The sequence below is a fragment of the Niastella populi genome (assembly GCF_002078015.1).
Lineage (GTDB): Bacteria > Bacteroidota > Bacteroidia > Chitinophagales > Chitinophagaceae > Niastella > Niastella populi.
In genome coordinates this window covers 242,704-260,030 of record NZ_LWBP01000243.1, presented here as the reverse complement: position 1 = coordinate 260,030, position 17,327 = coordinate 242,704, and the positions used below count along the sequence as shown (strand labels likewise).

Genomic DNA, 17,327 nt, shown 5'->3' with positions numbered 1-17,327 from the left:
TTACATATTAGTTTTGTGACAGTGTTAGTTATTTCACTATTAAACTATTCTGTATGAATTTGGAAATAAACGGGGAACGATTGATCAGCGAGATACAGAAGGATTTCGGCGCAGCTTATCCTTTTCTGAAAATAGAGTTCTTCAGGAACGGTAAAATACGCCGCGACAGATATCCGGTCAATAAACTGATACCCGCAAGCCAGCCGGTAAAAAACGCCTGGCATTATAAGCAGGATAAAGGTCAGCTTGCCATTACAGATACCATGACGGTCACCGATTTCGAGAACGCCCTTATGGACCAGTTCGGTCTTTCAGCCCAGGTATTCCGCCGCTCGGGCAACCTCTGGCTCGAAACAACCATTACCGACTACTGGACGCTGAAACAACAAAACGATCATGGCCGCGAAATATCCGTTGGCCATACCCACATAGATAACCGTGATCGTTTCGACTATGAACTGAACCGGGATGCTTAATACAACAGGTTATTGAGCTTCTCGAGGTTCAGGATCTTTATTTTCCCATCTTTTATCTCTATGAGCTTCTCCGATTTAAAGTCACTCAATGTGCGTATCACCGACTCGGTAGCCGTTCCGATGTATTGTGCAAAATCTTCACGCGAGATCTCTATCAGCGCAGGATCCTTTTTTTCTTTATTGAATTTCTGGTGCACATCGATCAGCGCTTTGGCCACCCGCTTGCGCAGCGAATCATAAGCCAGCCGCAACAACCGCTCTTCCTTCTCCTTTACATCATTGGTTATAAGTTTGATGAACTTGGCGGCAACAGACATATCGTTATATACCGCCTGCAGAAAACTGTCTTTGGGAATAGCGATCACTTCCGCATTCTCCAACACCTCGGCCGTATCGGTATAAGGCTGGTTCTCGAGCAGGGCCACATGGCCTATATATTCATTGGCGCCGTATAAATTGGTAATGTATTCCTTTCCATCCTCATGGATCTTGAAGGTTTTGATCTTGCCGCTTTTCAGGAAGTACAGGTGGCGCGCATGTTTGCCTTCGGTATACAACACCTGTTTTTTCATATATGATTCACTGCCGTATTTCTCAGGGTCGGGCAGAATAATTCCGGTGCCGCTGAGGTCCTGCATCAGTTTGCCGGCTCCCTTCTCCCCTGTTTCGTACTGGCTTTGCAGAATGTTCAGTTTCTTTAACCTGATCTCCACCGCCTTCAGCAATTCGAGGTCATCAAACGGTTTGGTGATATAATCATCGGCGCCCATTTCCATTCCTTTACGAAAATCGGTTCGCTCGGCTTTGGCGGTAAGGAAGATAAATGGAATATTTTCCGTTTCCGGATTTTTTCGCAGCAGGTGCAAAACCCCGTAGCCATCGAGCTCAGGCATCATGATATCACAAATGATCAGATCAGGTTTTTCTTTAATAGCCGCTTCCATGCCCTTTTTGCCATTTTCGGCGGTATAGGTTTGGTAACCTGCCAGCGCCAGTATCTCAGCCGTGTTCTCCCTGATATCCGTATTATCGTCAATAACAAGTATCCTGCTCATGTTATTTTTAATTAGTGGTTCAATAATAATGGCAAATTAGTATTTTTTTTCGCCTTGATAAGGATCATACCCCCGGATGATGCACATCATTCCACCCCGGTAAACCCCGTTTTATTTTCGTTGCTTAAAAGCAGAACTATGGCTGAAGCCAGCGTGCACAATCATTTGCTGTGTTTCCATTGCGGCGAAGTGTGCCCAACAGGTAACATTACCGCTGAAGATAAACATTTTTGCTGCGAAGGCTGTAAAATGGTGTACCAGTTGTTGAATAAAAGCGGATTATGCGATTATTATTCCCTGAACGACAAACCGGGCCTTAACCAGCGCATTCCCGTACGGAAAGACAAATTTGCCTTTCTCGGGGATGAGGCCATTCAACGGAAACTGATCACGTTCAGCAACGACCAGCAAACCCATATAACTTTTTACCTTCCGCAGGTACATTGCAGCTCGTGCCTGTACCTGCTCGAAAACCTGCACCGGTTGCAGCCGGCCGTTATCAGCGCTACCGTAAATTTTACCCGAAAGGAAATAAGTATCATTTATGATCACAATAAACTCTCCCTGCAAAAACTGGCCGAACTGTTAACCAGTATCGGTTATGAACCATATATCAGTTTACAGAACCTGCAAAACCATAAACCCGGTGTAAAAAGAAGCCTTATTTATCAATTGGGCGTGGCCGGTTTCTGTTTTGCCAATATCATGCTGCTGAGCTTTCCCGAATACCTGGGCCTCGAAGCAGCCGAAATACTATTACAGGGCATCTTTCGCTGGTTGAACGTATTGCTGGCATTACCCGTATTCTTTTACAGCGCGTGGCCGTTTTATGAAAGCGGCTGGAAGGGTTTACGGCATAAATTCCTGAATATCGATGCCCCCATTGCGCTTGCCATCATCGTAACATTTTCGCGCAGCCTGTACGAGGTGATAAGCGGAACCGGCGCCGGGTATTTCGATTCCATGACGGGGATCGTATTCTTTATGCTGGTAGGCCGGGTATTGCAGGATAAAACCTATCAGCAATTGTCGTTCGAGCGCGATTTTACTTCCTACTTCCCCGTAGCGGCCACACTGGTTAAGGATGGGAAAGAAACACCCGTATCATTGCCCGACATAAAAGCCGGCGACACGCTGCTGATCCATAGCAACGAACTGATACCGGCCGATGGCATCTGCACCCGCGGCAAAGCCTGTATCGATTACAGTTTTGTAACCGGCGAATCGTTACCCGTAAATAAGGAAATGGGTGAAATGGTGTACGCCGGCGGTAAACAAACCGGCAGCGCCATAGAGATACTGGTGATAAAAGAAGTAGCCCAAAGTTATTTAACCCGGTTATGGTCGGCCGATGCATTTAAAAAGAACAATGAGCCTAAAAGCATTTCATTTGTTCACCTGCTGAGCAGGTACTTCACTTACATTTTATTTACCATTGCAGCTTCGGCAGCCGTTTACTGGGCATTTACCGACAGCTCAAAAGTATGGAACGTGATCACTGCGGTTTTGATAGTGGCATGCCCCTGCGCGTTATTACTGTCGAATACCTTCACCAATGGCAATATCCTGCGCATCCTGGGCCGTAACAAATTGTACATGCGCAACGCCCAGGCCATTGAAGACATGGCCGGCATCACGCATATAGTTTTCGACAAAACAGGCACACTGACAACCACCGCCCAACAGGAGATCGATTATAAGGGACTTACATTGAGCAAACACCAGCAACAGGCGATTGCCAGCCTCGCCGCACAATCGAGCCATCCATTGAGCCGGGCGCTGGCAGCTTATTTCGGAATTATAAAACGCCTGCCCGTTGAAGAGTTTCATGAAATACCAGGCAGGGGAATAGAGGGCATGGTGGGCGATGACTGGATCTCGCTGGGATCGCACCAGTTTATTGTTGGTACCCCGGGTTCGGCCGGGCGGGCGGGCGAGGTATATGTTGCCATCGATGATAAGTTATACGGTCATTTTTCATTCCACAACCACTACCGCGAATCTGCGGCGCCATTGCTAAAAACACTTGCCTCCCGGTACCGGTTATCGGTATTGTCGGGCGATAACCCAACCGAACGGAAAACCCTGCAACAGATGACAGGCAATGACGCCAGCCTGTTGTTCAATCAGCAACCTGCCGATAAACTTCAATACATAAAAAAATTGCAGAACGGGGGTGAACGCGTAATGATGATAGGCGACGGCCTCAACGATGCCGGCGCCCTGAAGCAAAGCAATGTGGGCATCGCCCTAACCGACGACTGCAACAACTTTACACCGGCCAGCGATGCCATCATGGAGGCCGGGCAGTTGCGCAACCTGTACCGGTTCATTCGCCTGTGCAGGGCCAACAAACAGATAGTGATCGCCAGTTTTATACTTTCCATACTTTACAATATCGTAGGTCTCAGTTTTGCCGTTCAGGGCCTGCTATCGCCCATGATTGCCGCCATCCTGATGCCGGCCAGTTCACTCAGCATTCTGCTGGTAACATTCGGCTCAAGCAATATAGCCGCGAAGCTGTTTCGCTTTTGAGCATAAGAAAAACACGCCTTTACTTTTTCATATCAATTGAAACACAGGTATGCCACACTTCTGCCATCGACGGCAGGGAAAGTGTGGCATACCGCTGTTAGTGCTTTATGATTAAAATCAGTTTCAACGCTGAGTCATGTCATTAAACGACTTTCTCTTAGAAAATACTTTTGTAGTGTAGTAAAACAACCGTCTTTATGAGCGCCATAGTCATTCTTTTGATCGCGAGTATATCAGTAGCCGCCATATTTCTGGCCGCTTTTATCTGGAGCGTACGTAACGGGCAATACGATGATGATTTTTCCCCGCCGCAGCGCATTCTTTTCGATAACAAACCTTCTGCCACCAATAACAACGAATAAAAGCAACCAACTAACCAATTTCAAATAAGAATATACCTATGCAAGTAGAGCAATTCCATTATGACAACAAGATCGTTAAACAGTTCGCCTACGCCACGGCGCTGTGGGGTATTGTGGGTATGATAGCCGGTTTATGGGCAGCCATTCAGCTCTATGCACCCGGCGCCACCCTGAACTTTGCACCAACCACCTTTGGCCGCTTACGCCCCCTGCATACCAATGCCGTGATCTTTGCCTTCGTAGGCAACTGTATTTTCACCGGTGTTTATTATTCACTGCAACGCCTTTGTAAAGCGCGTATGTACAGTGACAAATTAAGCAAGCTGCACTTCTGGGGCTGGCAGGGTATCATCGTAGCCGCCGCACTTACCCTGCTTCTCGGTTACACTACAGGTAAAGAATATGCCGAGCTTGAATGGCCAATCGATATTGCCATCACGCTGGTGTGGGTGGTGTTCGGCATCAACATGTTTGGCACCATTATTAAAAGAAGAGAACGGCACCTGTACGTAGCTATCTGGTTCTATATAGCTACCTGGGTAACCGTAGCGCTGCTGCATATAGTAAACTCTGTTGAAATACCCGTTTCACTCTTTAAAAGCTATAGCTGGTATGCCGGTGTACAGGATGCACTGGTGCAATGGTGGTATGGCCACAATGCCGTGGCTTTCTTTCTCACCACGCCCATCCTTGGTTTGATGTATTATTTTCTGCCAAAGGCAGCCAACAGGCCGGTATATTCTTACCGCCTTTCCATCATCCACTTCTGGGCGCTGATCTTTATTTATATCTGGGCCGGTCCGCACCACCTGTTGTACACCGCCCTGCCCGACTGGGCGCAATCGCTGGGTACCGTTTTCTCTATTATGCTCATCGCTCCCAGTTGGGGCGGTATGCTGAACGGTCTGTTCACTTTACGCGGGGCCTGGGATAAAGTGCGTGAAGAACCCGTACTGAAATTCTTTGTGGTTGCCGTTACCTGTTATGGTATGGCCACTTTTGAAGGCCCTATGATGTCGTTGAAAAATGTGAACGCCATTTCTCACTTTACCGACTGGACGATCGCACACGTGCACATCGGCGGTTTGGGTTGGAACGGTTTTATGGCCTTCGGGATGTTGTACTGGCTGATACCAAGAATGTGGGGCACACCGCTGCATTCGAAAAAGCTGGCCACCAACCACTTCTGGCTGGGTACCATAGGAATTGTGATCTATGCCATTCCGTTATACTGGGCTGGTTTTACCCAGGCGCAAATGTGGAAGACATTTACCGAAGAAGGCCAGTTGAAATTCCAGTTCCTTGAAACAGTAACGCACATTATTCCTATGTACGTTACCCGCAGCATTGGCGGTTCGTTATACCTGATCGGCGCATTCTTAATGGTATACAACCTGTATAAAACGATTAAAAAAGGCCGGTTCATTGCCAACGAAGCCGCCGAAGCGGCGCCGCTGGAAAAACATACCAGCCATGCAAAAGAATACTGGCACCGCTGGATAGAGAAAAAGCCGATGACCATGCTGGTGTTAAGTTTGATCGTAGTAGCCATTGGCGGCGCTATTGAAATGATACCCACCTTCCTGGTAAAAAGCAATGTGCCAACCATTGCCAGCGTACGGCCATATACACCGCTTGAACTGCAGGGCCGCGACATTTATGTTCGTGAAGGATGTTATACCTGTCACTCGCAAATGATCCGCCCGTTCCGCGATGAGGTTGCCCGCTATGGCGAATACTCCAAAGCCGGCGAATTCGTATACGATCATCCGTTCCAGTGGGGTTCAAAAAGAACGGGGCCCGACCTGGCGCGTGAAGGCGGCAAATACCCCGACAGCTGGCATTATAACCATATGATGGACCCGCGCATTATGTCGCCCGGTTCTATTATGCCTGCCTATGGCTGGCTGCTCGATAACAAGATCGATACCGCATCTACACCGGCAAAGATCAGGGCCATGCAAAAACTCGGTGTGCCTTACCCCGCAGGGTTCGACAAAATTGCCAATAAAGACCTGATGACACAGGCCAATGGCATCAGGATCAACCTGAAGATGGATAAAATAGAAACGCCCAAAGATGCAGAGATCGTAGCGCTGATCGCCTACCTGCAACGCCTTGGAAAAGATATTAAAGCAACCGCTAAACAATAAGTACCATGAAGTTTATACATTATTTAGAAAAGATAACCGGTGTAAGTATCTATCCGCTGATCTCTTTCATCATTTTCGGTTTGTTCTTCCTGGTAGTGCTTATATGGGTTATAAAGACCGATAAGCAGAAGATACATGAAGTAAGCCGTATTCCTTTAGACTAAAAACAGACGCCCGTTAACTCGTCAACTCATCAACTTGTTAACCCGTCAACTTAAAATATAAATATATGTCCGGTATTTATTGGTATAAAAAACTAAACAACAAAGCATACAGATCCATCCTGACAGGTGCTGTCCTTTTATGCGCTGCCCCTGCTGCCCTGGCAGCAGGCGGCGGACAGCCTGCAAAGGAATCGTCGATGTACGATCCGTTTGTAATAACAATGATCATCATAATGCTCATTCTGTTGCTGGCCATCGGTTTGCTGGCGAATGTGGTAATGGGCGCCGCCAGTTATTACTACCAGAAAGAAAAAGAACGCGAACAGCAAAAGTCAGGCGCTTCTGCCGTTGCAGCGGTAACTACCGTTTTACTGTTACTGTTTGCCGCACCGGTATTTGCACAGGGTGGCAATGCCGCCATTGATGCAGCCGCCACCGTTCAGGCAACCAGCTCTTTTGGCGGTTTATCACCTACTGCTTTTTACTTTATCGTTGGGGTCATTGGCATCGAGCTGCTGGTGGTATTCATGCTGCTGTATCAACTGCGCGTATTCCTGGCGAAAGAAAAATTACAGCAGGACCTGGCTGCGCAGGTAGTAAAAAAACCCGGCGTGAGCTTCTGGGATAAAATGAACAAATTAAAACCCATCGAACAGGAAGCACAGATCGACCTGGGTCACGATTACGATGGCATCAGGGAACTTGATAACCGGTTACCGCCATGGTGGTTGTATGGCTTTTATGTTTCCATCATTTTCGCGGCTGTGTATGTATGGCGTTTCCATGTTTCGCATACTGCGCCTTCGAGCGCCGAAGAGCTGCAAATAGCCATGGTAAAAGCAGAAGAGCAAAAAGCATTGTACCTGAAAAAATCGGCCAGTAACGTAGATGAGAACACGGTGAAGGTATTGACAGATGCTGCTGAAATAGCCGGCGGTGAAAAAGTGTTCATCCAGAACTGCGCCGCCTGCCACGGCAAGGCAGGTGAAGGCAGCGTAGGTCCCAACTTAACCGATGATTACTGGTTACACGGCGGCAGCGTAAAAGATGTTTTCAAATCTATCAAATACGGCTGGCCCGAAAAAGGGATGCGCAGCTGGAAAGACGACCTGTCGCCCATGCAGATAGCCCAGGTTTCCAGTTATATAAAATCGATACATGGAACCAACCCGCCCAATGCAAAAGCACAACAGGGCGAATTGTATAAAGAAGAAGGTGCGGGTAATACCAACCCGGCAGATTCATTGAACAACAAGGTAGCATCAGCTACCAATAAATAAACCAGCAGGTGCAAACTGAAACAAACATACCGCCCGTATCAACAGAGGTGAACGAATCGTTCCGCGACCGGATAGCTACGGTAGACGAATCAGGCAAACGGAAATGGATCTTTGCGCAGAAGCCAAAGGGAAAATGGTATTCAGCCCGCACTTATATCAGCTGGTTCTTTTTTATCGTGTTCTTTTCGCTGCCTTTTATTTATGTACATGGCCGGCCGTTATTTCTTTTTGATGTAACGCAGGCCAAGTTCATCATATTCGGTAAAGTATTCTGGCCCCAGGATTTTTTCATCTTCGGTTTGGCCATGATCACCTTCATTGTTTTCGTTGTTTTGTTCACAGCAGCCTTTGGCCGTTTGTTCTGCGGCTGGGTTTGTCCGCAAACCATATTCATGGAAATGTTCTTTCGGAAAATTGAATATTTCATTGAGGGAAATGCCGCAGAACAACGGTTACTGGCTAAAGCGCCATGGACCGGAAACAAAATATTTAAAAAGACCAGCAAACATCTCGTCTTCTTTTTCTTCTCATTTATAATCGCCAACTTTTTCCTGGCCTATATAATCGGAGTAAAAGAGCTGGGCAAAATTATTACAGAACCCGTAAACCAACATGTTGGTGGATTGCTCTCCATCCTCCTGTTCTCGGGCGTATTTTATGCGGTATATGCCTTTTTCCGCGAACAAGCTTGTACTGTCGTATGTCCATACGGCCGCTTACAGGGTGTATTGTTAGACCGCAATTCCATGATCGTTGCCTACGACCACAAACGTGGTGAACCACGGGGCAAATTCACCAAAAAAGCAGGCAGCGATCATGGTGATTGCATCGACTGTATGCAATGCGTTAAGGTTTGTCCAACCGGTATCGACATTCGCAATGGCACGCAACTGGAATGTGTTGGCTGCACCGCCTGCATAGATGCCTGTGATGCTATCATGGAAAAGATCAACAAGCCGCTGGGACTGATCAGCTACGCTTCGGAGAACGGCATCGAGAACCGCGAACCGCTGAAATATACCGGCCGCATGAAATTGTATACGGTACTGCTCAGCATCTTACTGATCATTCTCGGTTTCCTGTTGTTCACCCGTAAAGATGTTGATGCTACCATTATCCGAACACCGGGCATGTTATACCAGCAAAGAGGAACGGACAGCATTTCGAACCTGTACAATATCAAAATAGCCAACAAAACCATCGACAAAATACCGCTGCAGTTAAAACTGGAAGGTGTAAGCGGGAACATTGAGATCATTGGCGGTCAAAATGCCATAACGGTAAAAGAAGAAGGACAGGGAGCAGGTACCTTCTTCGTGATACTGCCGGCCAACGTCATTCACCAACGGAAGCTGCCCATTCGAATAGGATTGTATAATGGGAATGAGCGGGTTGATGAGATCAGTACTAACTTCCTGGGGCCGGTGGCGGAGTGAGGATGTGCATCGTGAATGGTGAATCGATAGTCGTGAAACGGCAAACGTGAAAGGGCTCGCGAAATTTTGAAATATTTAGCCGATTGCCAAACAACAAACAAAATATCATTACAATTACAAAAGACCATTACATCTCAAAATAACTTATTATGACATTCAACTGGGGACATAAACTCACACTCGGCTTTCTGGCCTTTGCCGGAATGATCGTTTACATGGTGGTGCAAAGTATGCATACGCATTACGACCTTGTATCGACTGAATATTACAAAGACGAACTGCAATACCAGCAGGTGATAGATGGTACCAGCCGCGCCAACCAGCTTGGCAGCCGCACCACGATTACGCAGCAAAATGAAACGCTGGTTATTCAGTTTCCTGCAGAAATGCAACAAAAATCAATAACAGGTTCACTATGGTTTTACAGTGCCGATAATTCAAAGAAAGATAAAAAAATAGCGTTACAGGTAAACGATAATGCGGTTCAAAACATCGACAGCCGCCAGTTCGTTCCCGGAAACTATACCACCAAGATCAGGTGGGAAAGCAATGGAACAAGCTATTACAGCGAAGTACCGGTAACTATTCATTAAAGAAACAATGACCTCATCATGTGGCAGGCAGCAATAGCAGGCATCTTATTGGGACTGGTCAGCAGTTTTCACTGCGTAGGCATGTGCGGCCCCCTGGCGCTGGCATTACCCGTGCATCATTTACAAAGAATGCAGCAGGCGCTGGCCATATTGTTGTATAATGCCGGAAGAGTGATCACGTATTCTTTGATGGGCGCCCTGTTCGGGTGGCTGGGCCGCGGTATTTACATCGCCGGTTTTCAGCAATGGTTCTCTATTACGATGGGAATTATAATACTTGCGTTCGCTTTTCTTTTTTATTTTCTGAACCGTTCTTTCAGCCCGGGCTGGCTGCGCGCTTTTCATAACGGTATACAACACCTTATGGGTAAGTTATTGCAGGCGCCCCGTTTACATAATTACCTGCTGCTTGGAATGGCCAACGGCTTATTGCCTTGCGGAATGGTATACCTCGCCATAGCCGGCGCCTTAAGCACATCGGGGATCGACGAAAGCGTATTGTTTATGTCGGCCTTTGGGTTAGGCACTTTGCCTGCCATGCTACTGCTGTCTTTCTTTGGCGTGCATATAAAGGTATCATTACGCCGGCAGATCAAAAAGGCGGTGCCCTTCATCGTTGCCGGCATGGCGGTGCTGCTTATCTTACGCGGTATGAACCTCGGCATCCCTTTCGTAAGCCCGGTACTGGCCGATGCACCGCAGCCGGTCATCTCTTGCCATTAAGGCTTTCTTTTATCCACATCCTGGTACCCCCACTCTTCATCTTCTTTTAGTTCGGGTCCGGTATATTTTCCGTATTTCATAATAGTGACAGCCATCCATATTACTAAAAACGGCGAAAGGGCAAATAACAAAGTGGTGATGTTTTCCGAAGCGCCGGTGTGCAACAGGTTGGTATAAATTACCAGGTAAACGGTAACGAAAGTTGTAACGAATGCAGGATTTCGTAACATACTCGGAATTTTATGTTATTAAGTTACGAAAATTACCCCGAAATCTATGCCAAAGCGGGGAGATCGATGGTGATGGTAGTACCCTCGCCGATAGCGCTTTGCAGGGCGATGGCGCCCTGCAGCAGCTCAACATACCCTTTAACAATGTGCAGTCCCAAACCGGTGCCCTGGATATTGATGGCATTTTTTCCCCGGTAAAAACTGGAGAACAAATGCTGCTGGTCTTCTTCTGCAATACCAATGCCCCTGTCTTTTACCGAAATAACCAGCTGGTTGTTGAGATTGCGGGCCGAAAGATCTATAATGCCTTCCTCGGGCGAGAACTTCACGGCGTTGCTCAACAGGTTAATGAGAATGTTCTTCAATAATTTTTTATCGGTAGTGAACCAGGTATCGCCATGCAGTTCAACCAGGATCTGCTGGCCGGGTTTGGCAATAGCCTTCATTTCCTCAGCGGCGTCGTCGAGGAATTCTTTTATCTCTACCGGTTCCGGTTTTGCCTGTAATTTTCCTTCTTCGAGTTTACCCAGCGACAACAGGTCTTCCAGCAGGTCGTTCAAATGTTTTACAGAATCTTTTATGCGCCTGATATGCCGTTCCCGTTTATCCTGGTCTTCCGTATGTACATACTTCGACAACAGGGCGGCAGACGACAGCACGGTGCTTAACGGCGTTCTGAACTCGTGCGAGGCCGTTGACACGAACCGCGATTTGATCTCGTTCAATTCCTTTTCCTTGTTCAATGCATCGTGCAGGTCTTGTTGCGATTTTTCCAGTTCCTGTAACGCTTCTTTCAGAATGAGCGTTCTTTCTTCTACTTTATTCTCCAGCTCGGCATTTAATTTCCGGATATCGGCCGATACTTTTTCCAGTTGTTCTTTTTGTTCTATCAACCGGCGCTCGCTTTCCTTGCGCTGGGTAATATCAACCACAAATGCGATCACGTAGAATTCGCCTTTCTGTTTATAAAAGCTCAGGCTCACTTCCACGGGCAGGTCGGTGCCGTCCTTCATGCGGGCAAACAGGTCGCGGCCATGCCCCATGGATCGGTTGGCAGGCGCTTTGTAAAATCCCTCGCGGTATTTGTGGTGGTTAGGTTTGAAACGCCCGGGTATCAGTATTTCAATCGACCTGCTCAATAATTCATCTTTCCTGTAACCGAACATAGTCAACGCCGCCGGGTTGATCAAAACGATCTCGCCCCGCTGGTTGGTAAGGATGATGCCTTCCGTTGCATGTTCGAATAGTGCGGTCACCTGTTGTTTATCCGATTCAATGGAGCCGTACAGCTTTTTCACATACAATACCGAGATCATGGTGAGCAATACAATGATGCCCGAAAACAAATGCTGCATGATCACCTGTTGCCGGCTCATGGCATCGTTGGGATAAAAAGTAGAAACAATGATGAGCGCCAGGGATACAACGCCGAATATTTTGGTATAAAGGTCATTTTGTAAAAAAACGGTAAGCAAAATGGCCGTAATAAGGCCCCCGTCCAAAAAACTGAACTGGGGATACAGGTACTGCAGTACGGCTGTGCTCACCGTCACAACCGAACAGAATAATATAACATTGAAAGGTTTCTCTTTAAACATGGTTGAAATAAAATCAGTAACAAATTACTGATATTGCTGCAATATAGGACAATGCCCGCTGCCTTAAAATTCAGGCCCTATTATTCTTCTATTCAATATTATCTTTGCATTATGCGTATTGATATAATCACCGTTTTACCCGAGCTGCTCGAAAGCCCTTTTTCACACTCTATCATGAAAAGAGCCCGCGAAAAAGGGTTGCTGCAGGTGCACGTGCACCATTTGCGCCAATGGGCGGTTAATGAATACGGGCAGGTTGATGATTACCAGTACGGGGGCGGCGCCGGCATGGTGATGATGTGCGAACCGCTGGCCAATGCCATTGAAACGCTGTCGAAAGACCGGAAATATGATGAAATTATATTTATGACACCCGACGGGGAGCGGTTCAGCCAGTCGATTGCCAATCAACTGTCGCTGAAAGATAATATCATCATCATTTGCGGGCACTATAAGGGAATAGACGAACGCATTCGCGAACATTTTGTAACGCGGGAAATTTCTATCGGCGATTTTGTATTGAGCGGCGGCGAGCTGGCGGCTGCTATTGTAGTTGATGCGGTTGGCCGGTTATTACCGGGTGTATTGAACGATGAAACCTCAGCGCTTACCGATTCATTCCAGGATAATTTATTAGCGCCCCCTGTATATACCCGACCGGCCGATTTCAGGGGCTGGAAGGTGCCCGAGATCCTCTTAAGCGGCGATCCCAAAAAGGTGGATGACTGGCGGTACGAACAATCGCTGCAACGCACCAAAGACAGAAGACCCGATCTGTTTGATAAACATTAATAATGCCAGGTGTGCCACACTTCGTTTGCTTCGCCGGGGTATGTGTGGCACACCCTGATTCCCCAGCAGAGGGTGAAACCAAAATTAACGTTGCATATCGTAAAACAAAAACGGTCTGGTCAAAAGACCAAACCGCTACAAGTAACAGGATAGTAAACTATGCTATCAAAAAGATCAAAAGGTAAATCAGTAACTGCATAGCCAGTGTTAAGACTATTGTCTTTTTCATAAGGGTGGATTTACGTATACATACAAATGCACGTCCTGTGCCAAAGTGAAATTATTTGCATAGGAGAAATACGTGCCGTAATTAACACATCCACTTCCTGTGCTGACTATCAATTCTTTTCTAAAAACTTATTTATTCACATTTCACCTGCCCTTACATTGCTTAACCGGAAACCGGCAACCTGTAATCCCCGGAACTGGCCCCTTTCTCATTTCGCTGTTGTAAGCTCCACTTTTACCGGTTTGCCGGCAAATTCCACCGTTACAAAATCATTCGACAATTGCTGAAACGGATCCAATTGTTTGCCGGTACTTTCCTTATCTACAGGCTTGCCATTAACCAGTACCTGCTGCCCCACAGCAAGGCCTACCGGAATTTCAAGATTGAATTTGCGTTTGAATTTCTTACCGTACTGATTGGGATTGTTTGTAGTAATATCGATGGTTACTTTATTGCCTGCGGTAACGCCCCTGAACGTTACCAGTTCATAATCGGCTTTCTCCAGCGTTCTGGTGCTGATGCCATCGTCGTCGTACCATACATAAGTAGTGGCGTTGGCAGAAGGATAGTACCGCACCGTTACATTTTTTGAATCGAATGCCTCTGTTGACTTAATGGTATCTTTTGTGATCCATAAGGGAATGAATGCGCCTTCTCTGGCAAACACGGGGATCTGTTTCAGATCAGCCGGCTGACTGATCATTTTACCACCATCAACAACCGAATTGTTGGCCAGGCTGTACCATTTACCGGCCGGCAAATACAGCATCCGCGCAGTAGCGCCCTGTGTGGTTACCGGCGCCACCAGTATATTATCGCCCCATAAATATTCATCATCGGCCCGTAAGGCAGCGCTGTCGGCAAAATTGTAATAATACAATGGGCGCATCAATGGTTTACCCAACACTGCCTGATCATAGCTTAATGAATAGTTATAAGGCAGTAGCTGGTAACGCAGGTTGATATAATTGCGCACGATGCTTTTATGTGGTTCGTCTAAAAAACAGGGCTCCGAGGGAATACTTTTTATGCTTTTATCATAATCTTCCAGCGCTGTTCCATGCGGGCGGAACACCGGGGTGAACGCCGCAAACTGCAACCAGCGGGTATACAGTTCCGCATCCATTTTTTCGGCTGTGGCAAAACCACCGGCATCGGAATGTATATATGGCAACCCGCTCAGGCTCATTCCCAGTAACACCAGCGGCTGCGCTTTCAAACCGCTCCAGCTGCGGGCAACATTGCCCGTCCAGGGCAGCACGCCATACCGCTGGCTGCCGGCAAAACCCGACCGGTTCAACAAAACCAGGCGCTGATCGCTTACATCTGAGCTATATTTTTCGAAAAACATCTTACTGTAGTAGTGCCCGTATACGTTATGCACCTCATCGGCGCCCATCGGGCGGGTAACGCCATAATCTTTCAGGTTATGCATCATGCCGGCGGGGTGTTTTTCGGGTTCCGCCAGATTGAGCCACCAGCCGCTTACGCCATTGCCCACCTGTTTTTTATAGTGTTTCCAGATCCAGTCCTGCGATTGCCTGCGGAAAATATCAAGCAGTCCGCCGGTACCGAAATACAGATCGGGAACCATCATGGCACTGCCATCAGCGCCGGTTGCCAGGAATGGTGTAGCCTCTGCATAGGTTTTTGTATTCTGCAAAATATAAGGCTCTGTGACCAACAGCGATTTCAGGTTGTCTTTTGTTTTAAGATCGGTGAGCATAAGTTTGGGGTTGGGCCATTTCCGGGTGTTCACCCAATCGAGGTTACCCATTGTGCCTTTTACCTCATCGCCAAACCAGAACAGGTCGAATGCCAGCGCGTCCATAGGAAAATGGTCCTGTTTCATTTTATTTACCACCTGTTTCACCTGCTCTTCGCTGCGGTAACCAAAACGCGAAACGAAATTGCCGAATACCCAACGCGGAGGTAATGGCTGGCGGCCGGTGATAGCCGTGTAGTTACTGATCATTTCATCGATGCTTTTTCCAAAAACCACATAATAGGTTAACTCACCGCTGGTAAACCCGGCTTCGAATGTATTTTTTTCGGTTGAACCTATATCAACATATCCTTTTGAAGCATTATCAAAGAACAGGGCATAACCGGCTGATGAAATAAATACCGGAACGGAAAAGTTCAGGTTTTCAGCACCGAGGCCATAACCATAGGCCGGACTGTTATATAAATTGAGGCGGTAACCGCGCCGGTTCATGGGCAATGCCCTTTCGCCGCCGCCAAAGAACTGTTCGTTGTCAAAAAGCTGAAAACGGAACCCACGCATATCGCCCTGGGAAAAATAGACAGCAGATTTTACCTTTACTTCCTTACCGGTTTTATAATACAATTTATCGCGCTGCACCACCACGCTGGTAAGGTTGTCCCACTCTACGGTTTGCGATACCGCGTTTGTTACTTTGGTGCCCACGGCCGGCGGTTTGGCAATTACCGCATCGGTAACCTGTTCTGTTTTACTGTAGTCGTTCGGCTTGTAAGTGGTTTTAATAACGGTGTTGTTAAAACCCTGGAAGGTCCAGGTGCCTTCTTTTCCTTTGTAAATAACTTCAGTTGTCTTTCCAACGAACGGGTCTTTTCCAACAGTATTGATAGTTACCTGCTGCGCCTGCACAGTTACAGCAAATACCAATACTATTAAACCGCAAATGCTTCTTTTAATAATTGCCATATTACCAGATTGAGGCATCAAATTAAAAAAACAACCGTTACCGGCAAACTAAATTGCCGAAGCACCGGCTTATCTCAATATCATAAAAAACCACGGCGCCGGTGATTGCGCCGTGGTCGTACTATTTTTTGTTCAGGAAATGTTAAAGTTATTACTTCGGCATTTCGAACATCTTCATATCCATTTCCTTGTTGATCTCGGTCTTTTTACTGATAATGTTCAAAACCACCCCTTGCGGCATTGTTACTTCGGTATTGGTTGGCAATACATAACCAAAGTCGGTTTTCTTGTAGTTCGAGAATGCGACGGTGGTCTCTACCTCATCATTTCCCATTTTGGTCTTAACATTGCTTTTCATAATGTACCAGGTTGTGGGATCTATCCAGATAAAGCTTTCAACGCTATCTTTGGTCTTTAATTTTAACTTGAAAGCGTCTTTTCCATTTACAGCTTCTTTACCTGCCAGTTCAACGGTATTGCCCTTTGTGACGTAATTGAACAACGGACCACCGGCATCCAGCTGCGCTTTGCCCGATTTTACCTGGTCTGCAGGCATCACTTCAGCTGAGGTTTGGCCCATCATGGGATTAATTCCCCAACCACCCTCTTCGGTAAAACACTGGATCATTTTCTGGCCCGCCAGATCAACTTCATTTTTAAAGGCTTTGCCATTTACAAGCCAGGTAGTGCCTGTAAGTGTTTGGCCCATTACTTCCATATCGTATTCGGTGTATACGGTCTTGATCGAAGACAGTTTATCCTTTCCACCCAGCGCCTCAATATGTTTATTGACAATTTCGTCGGCGGTTTGTGCATGTAAAGAAACTACAGACAGCACGCTGGCTGCCATCAGAACAACTCGAAGGGATCTCATTTTTTGACTTTTAATTGGTAATTAGGTTGTTTGAAAATTGGCCGTTTCTAAATATAGAACTTTCGCACGTAGCGGCTCAAATTATTAGTGCCGTTCCGTGTTAAATTATTACAAGCGGCATCATATCTTTTTAAATTA

At 46.8% G+C, this 17,327-nt stretch carries 15 protein-coding genes; 10 read left to right on the top strand and 5 right to left on the bottom strand.

Going from position 1 to position 17,327, the window contains the following annotated elements; genetic code table 11:
- Nucleotides 1-53 precede the first annotated feature (53 nt).
- The gene (locus tag A4R26_RS32120) at nucleotides 54-476 is read left to right on the top strand and encodes a hypothetical protein (RefSeq protein WP_081170897.1); all 423 of its coding nucleotides are present in this window, start codon (nucleotides 54-56) and stop codon (nucleotides 474-476) included.
- On the opposite strand, the gene A4R26_RS32115 is transcribed toward A4R26_RS32120, so the two are convergent.
- Entirely contained in the window at nucleotides 473-1,531 is a 1,059-nt protein-coding gene (locus A4R26_RS32115) for a response regulator (protein ID WP_081170895.1), read from the bottom strand. The genes A4R26_RS32120 and A4R26_RS32115 overlap by 4 nt on opposite strands.
- A gap of 138 nt (nucleotides 1,532-1,669) precedes the next feature.
- Here A4R26_RS32115 and A4R26_RS32110 point away from each other — a divergent pair, with 138 nt between their 5' ends.
- The 8 genes from A4R26_RS32110 (at nucleotide 1,670) to A4R26_RS32075 (ending at nucleotide 10,777) form a co-directional block, all read left to right on the top strand.
- Nucleotides 1,670-4,066, top strand: a complete 2,397-nt coding sequence (locus tag A4R26_RS32110) for a heavy metal translocating P-type ATPase (RefSeq protein ID WP_081170893.1) — start codon at nucleotides 1,670-1,672, stop codon at nucleotides 4,064-4,066.
- Between the two features lie 197 nt (nucleotides 4,067-4,263).
- Nucleotides 4,264-4,428 (top strand): cbb3-type cytochrome oxidase assembly protein CcoS, encoded by a 165-nt coding sequence (gene ccoS / locus A4R26_RS32105; protein ID WP_081170891.1) that lies wholly within the window; start codon nucleotides 4,264-4,266, stop codon nucleotides 4,426-4,428.
- A 38-nt stretch (nucleotides 4,429-4,466) separates the two neighbouring features.
- Nucleotides 4,467-6,581, top strand: a complete 2,115-nt coding sequence (ccoN, locus tag A4R26_RS32100; RefSeq protein ID WP_081170889.1) for a cytochrome-c oxidase, cbb3-type subunit I — start codon at nucleotides 4,467-4,469, stop codon at nucleotides 6,579-6,581.
- 5 nt (nucleotides 6,582-6,586) lie between these two features.
- Entirely contained in the window at nucleotides 6,587-6,745 is a 159-nt protein-coding gene (locus A4R26_RS32095) for a cytochrome C oxidase Cbb3 (RefSeq protein ID WP_081170887.1), read from the top strand.
- 65 nt (nucleotides 6,746-6,810) lie between these two features.
- The gene (locus A4R26_RS32090) at nucleotides 6,811-8,025 is read left to right on the top strand and encodes a cbb3-type cytochrome c oxidase N-terminal domain-containing protein (RefSeq protein WP_081170885.1); all 1,215 of its coding nucleotides are present in this window, start codon (nucleotides 6,811-6,813) and stop codon (nucleotides 8,023-8,025) included.
- An 8-nt stretch (nucleotides 8,026-8,033) separates the two neighbouring features.
- Nucleotides 8,034-9,461: a cytochrome c oxidase accessory protein CcoG gene (gene ccoG, locus A4R26_RS32085; RefSeq protein ID WP_081170883.1), complete on the top strand. Its 1,428-nt coding sequence runs from the start codon at nucleotides 8,034-8,036 to the stop codon at nucleotides 9,459-9,461.
- Nucleotides 9,462-9,610: 149 nt separating this feature from the next.
- On the top strand, nucleotides 9,611-10,054 hold the full coding sequence (locus tag A4R26_RS32080) for a FixH family protein (RefSeq protein WP_081170881.1): 444 nt from the start codon (nucleotides 9,611-9,613) through the stop codon (nucleotides 10,052-10,054).
- Between the two features lie 18 nt (nucleotides 10,055-10,072).
- The gene (locus tag A4R26_RS32075) at nucleotides 10,073-10,777 is read left to right on the top strand and encodes a sulfite exporter TauE/SafE family protein (RefSeq protein ID WP_081170879.1); all 705 of its coding nucleotides are present in this window, start codon (nucleotides 10,073-10,075) and stop codon (nucleotides 10,775-10,777) included.
- Here the strand turns inward: A4R26_RS32075 and A4R26_RS32070 are convergent.
- Together A4R26_RS32070 and A4R26_RS32065 are read right to left on the bottom strand one after the other, a co-directional pair.
- The gene (locus A4R26_RS32070) at nucleotides 10,774-11,007 is read right to left on the bottom strand and encodes a hypothetical protein (RefSeq protein ID WP_081170877.1); all 234 of its coding nucleotides are present in this window, start codon (nucleotides 11,005-11,007) and stop codon (nucleotides 10,774-10,776) included. The two genes, A4R26_RS32075 and A4R26_RS32070, sit on opposite strands and share 4 nt — an antisense overlap.
- A gap of 44 nt (nucleotides 11,008-11,051) precedes the next feature.
- Nucleotides 11,052-12,605 carry a sensor histidine kinase gene (locus A4R26_RS32065; RefSeq protein ID WP_242675075.1) on the bottom strand — a complete coding sequence of 518 codons (1,554 nt, stop codon included), beginning with the start codon at nucleotides 12,603-12,605 and terminating at the stop codon, nucleotides 11,052-11,054.
- Nucleotides 12,606-12,716: 111 nt separating this feature from the next.
- On the opposite strand from A4R26_RS32065, the gene trmD reads away from it, so the two are divergent.
- On the top strand, nucleotides 12,717-13,397 hold the full coding sequence (trmD, locus tag A4R26_RS32060) for a tRNA (guanosine(37)-N1)-methyltransferase TrmD (protein ID WP_081171034.1): 681 nt from the start codon (nucleotides 12,717-12,719) through the stop codon (nucleotides 13,395-13,397).
- A 437-nt stretch (nucleotides 13,398-13,834) separates the two neighbouring features.
- Here trmD and A4R26_RS32050 read toward each other — a convergent pair whose 3' ends face one another.
- Nucleotides 13,835-16,315 (bottom strand): TIM-barrel domain-containing protein, encoded by a 2,481-nt coding sequence (locus A4R26_RS32050; RefSeq protein WP_165760486.1) that lies wholly within the window; start codon nucleotides 16,313-16,315, stop codon nucleotides 13,835-13,837.
- A gap of 151 nt (nucleotides 16,316-16,466) precedes the next feature.
- Nucleotides 16,467-17,189, bottom strand: a complete 723-nt coding sequence (locus A4R26_RS32045) for a LolA family protein (RefSeq protein WP_133054846.1) — start codon at nucleotides 17,187-17,189, stop codon at nucleotides 16,467-16,469.
- Nucleotides 17,190-17,327: the final 138 nt, after the last annotated feature.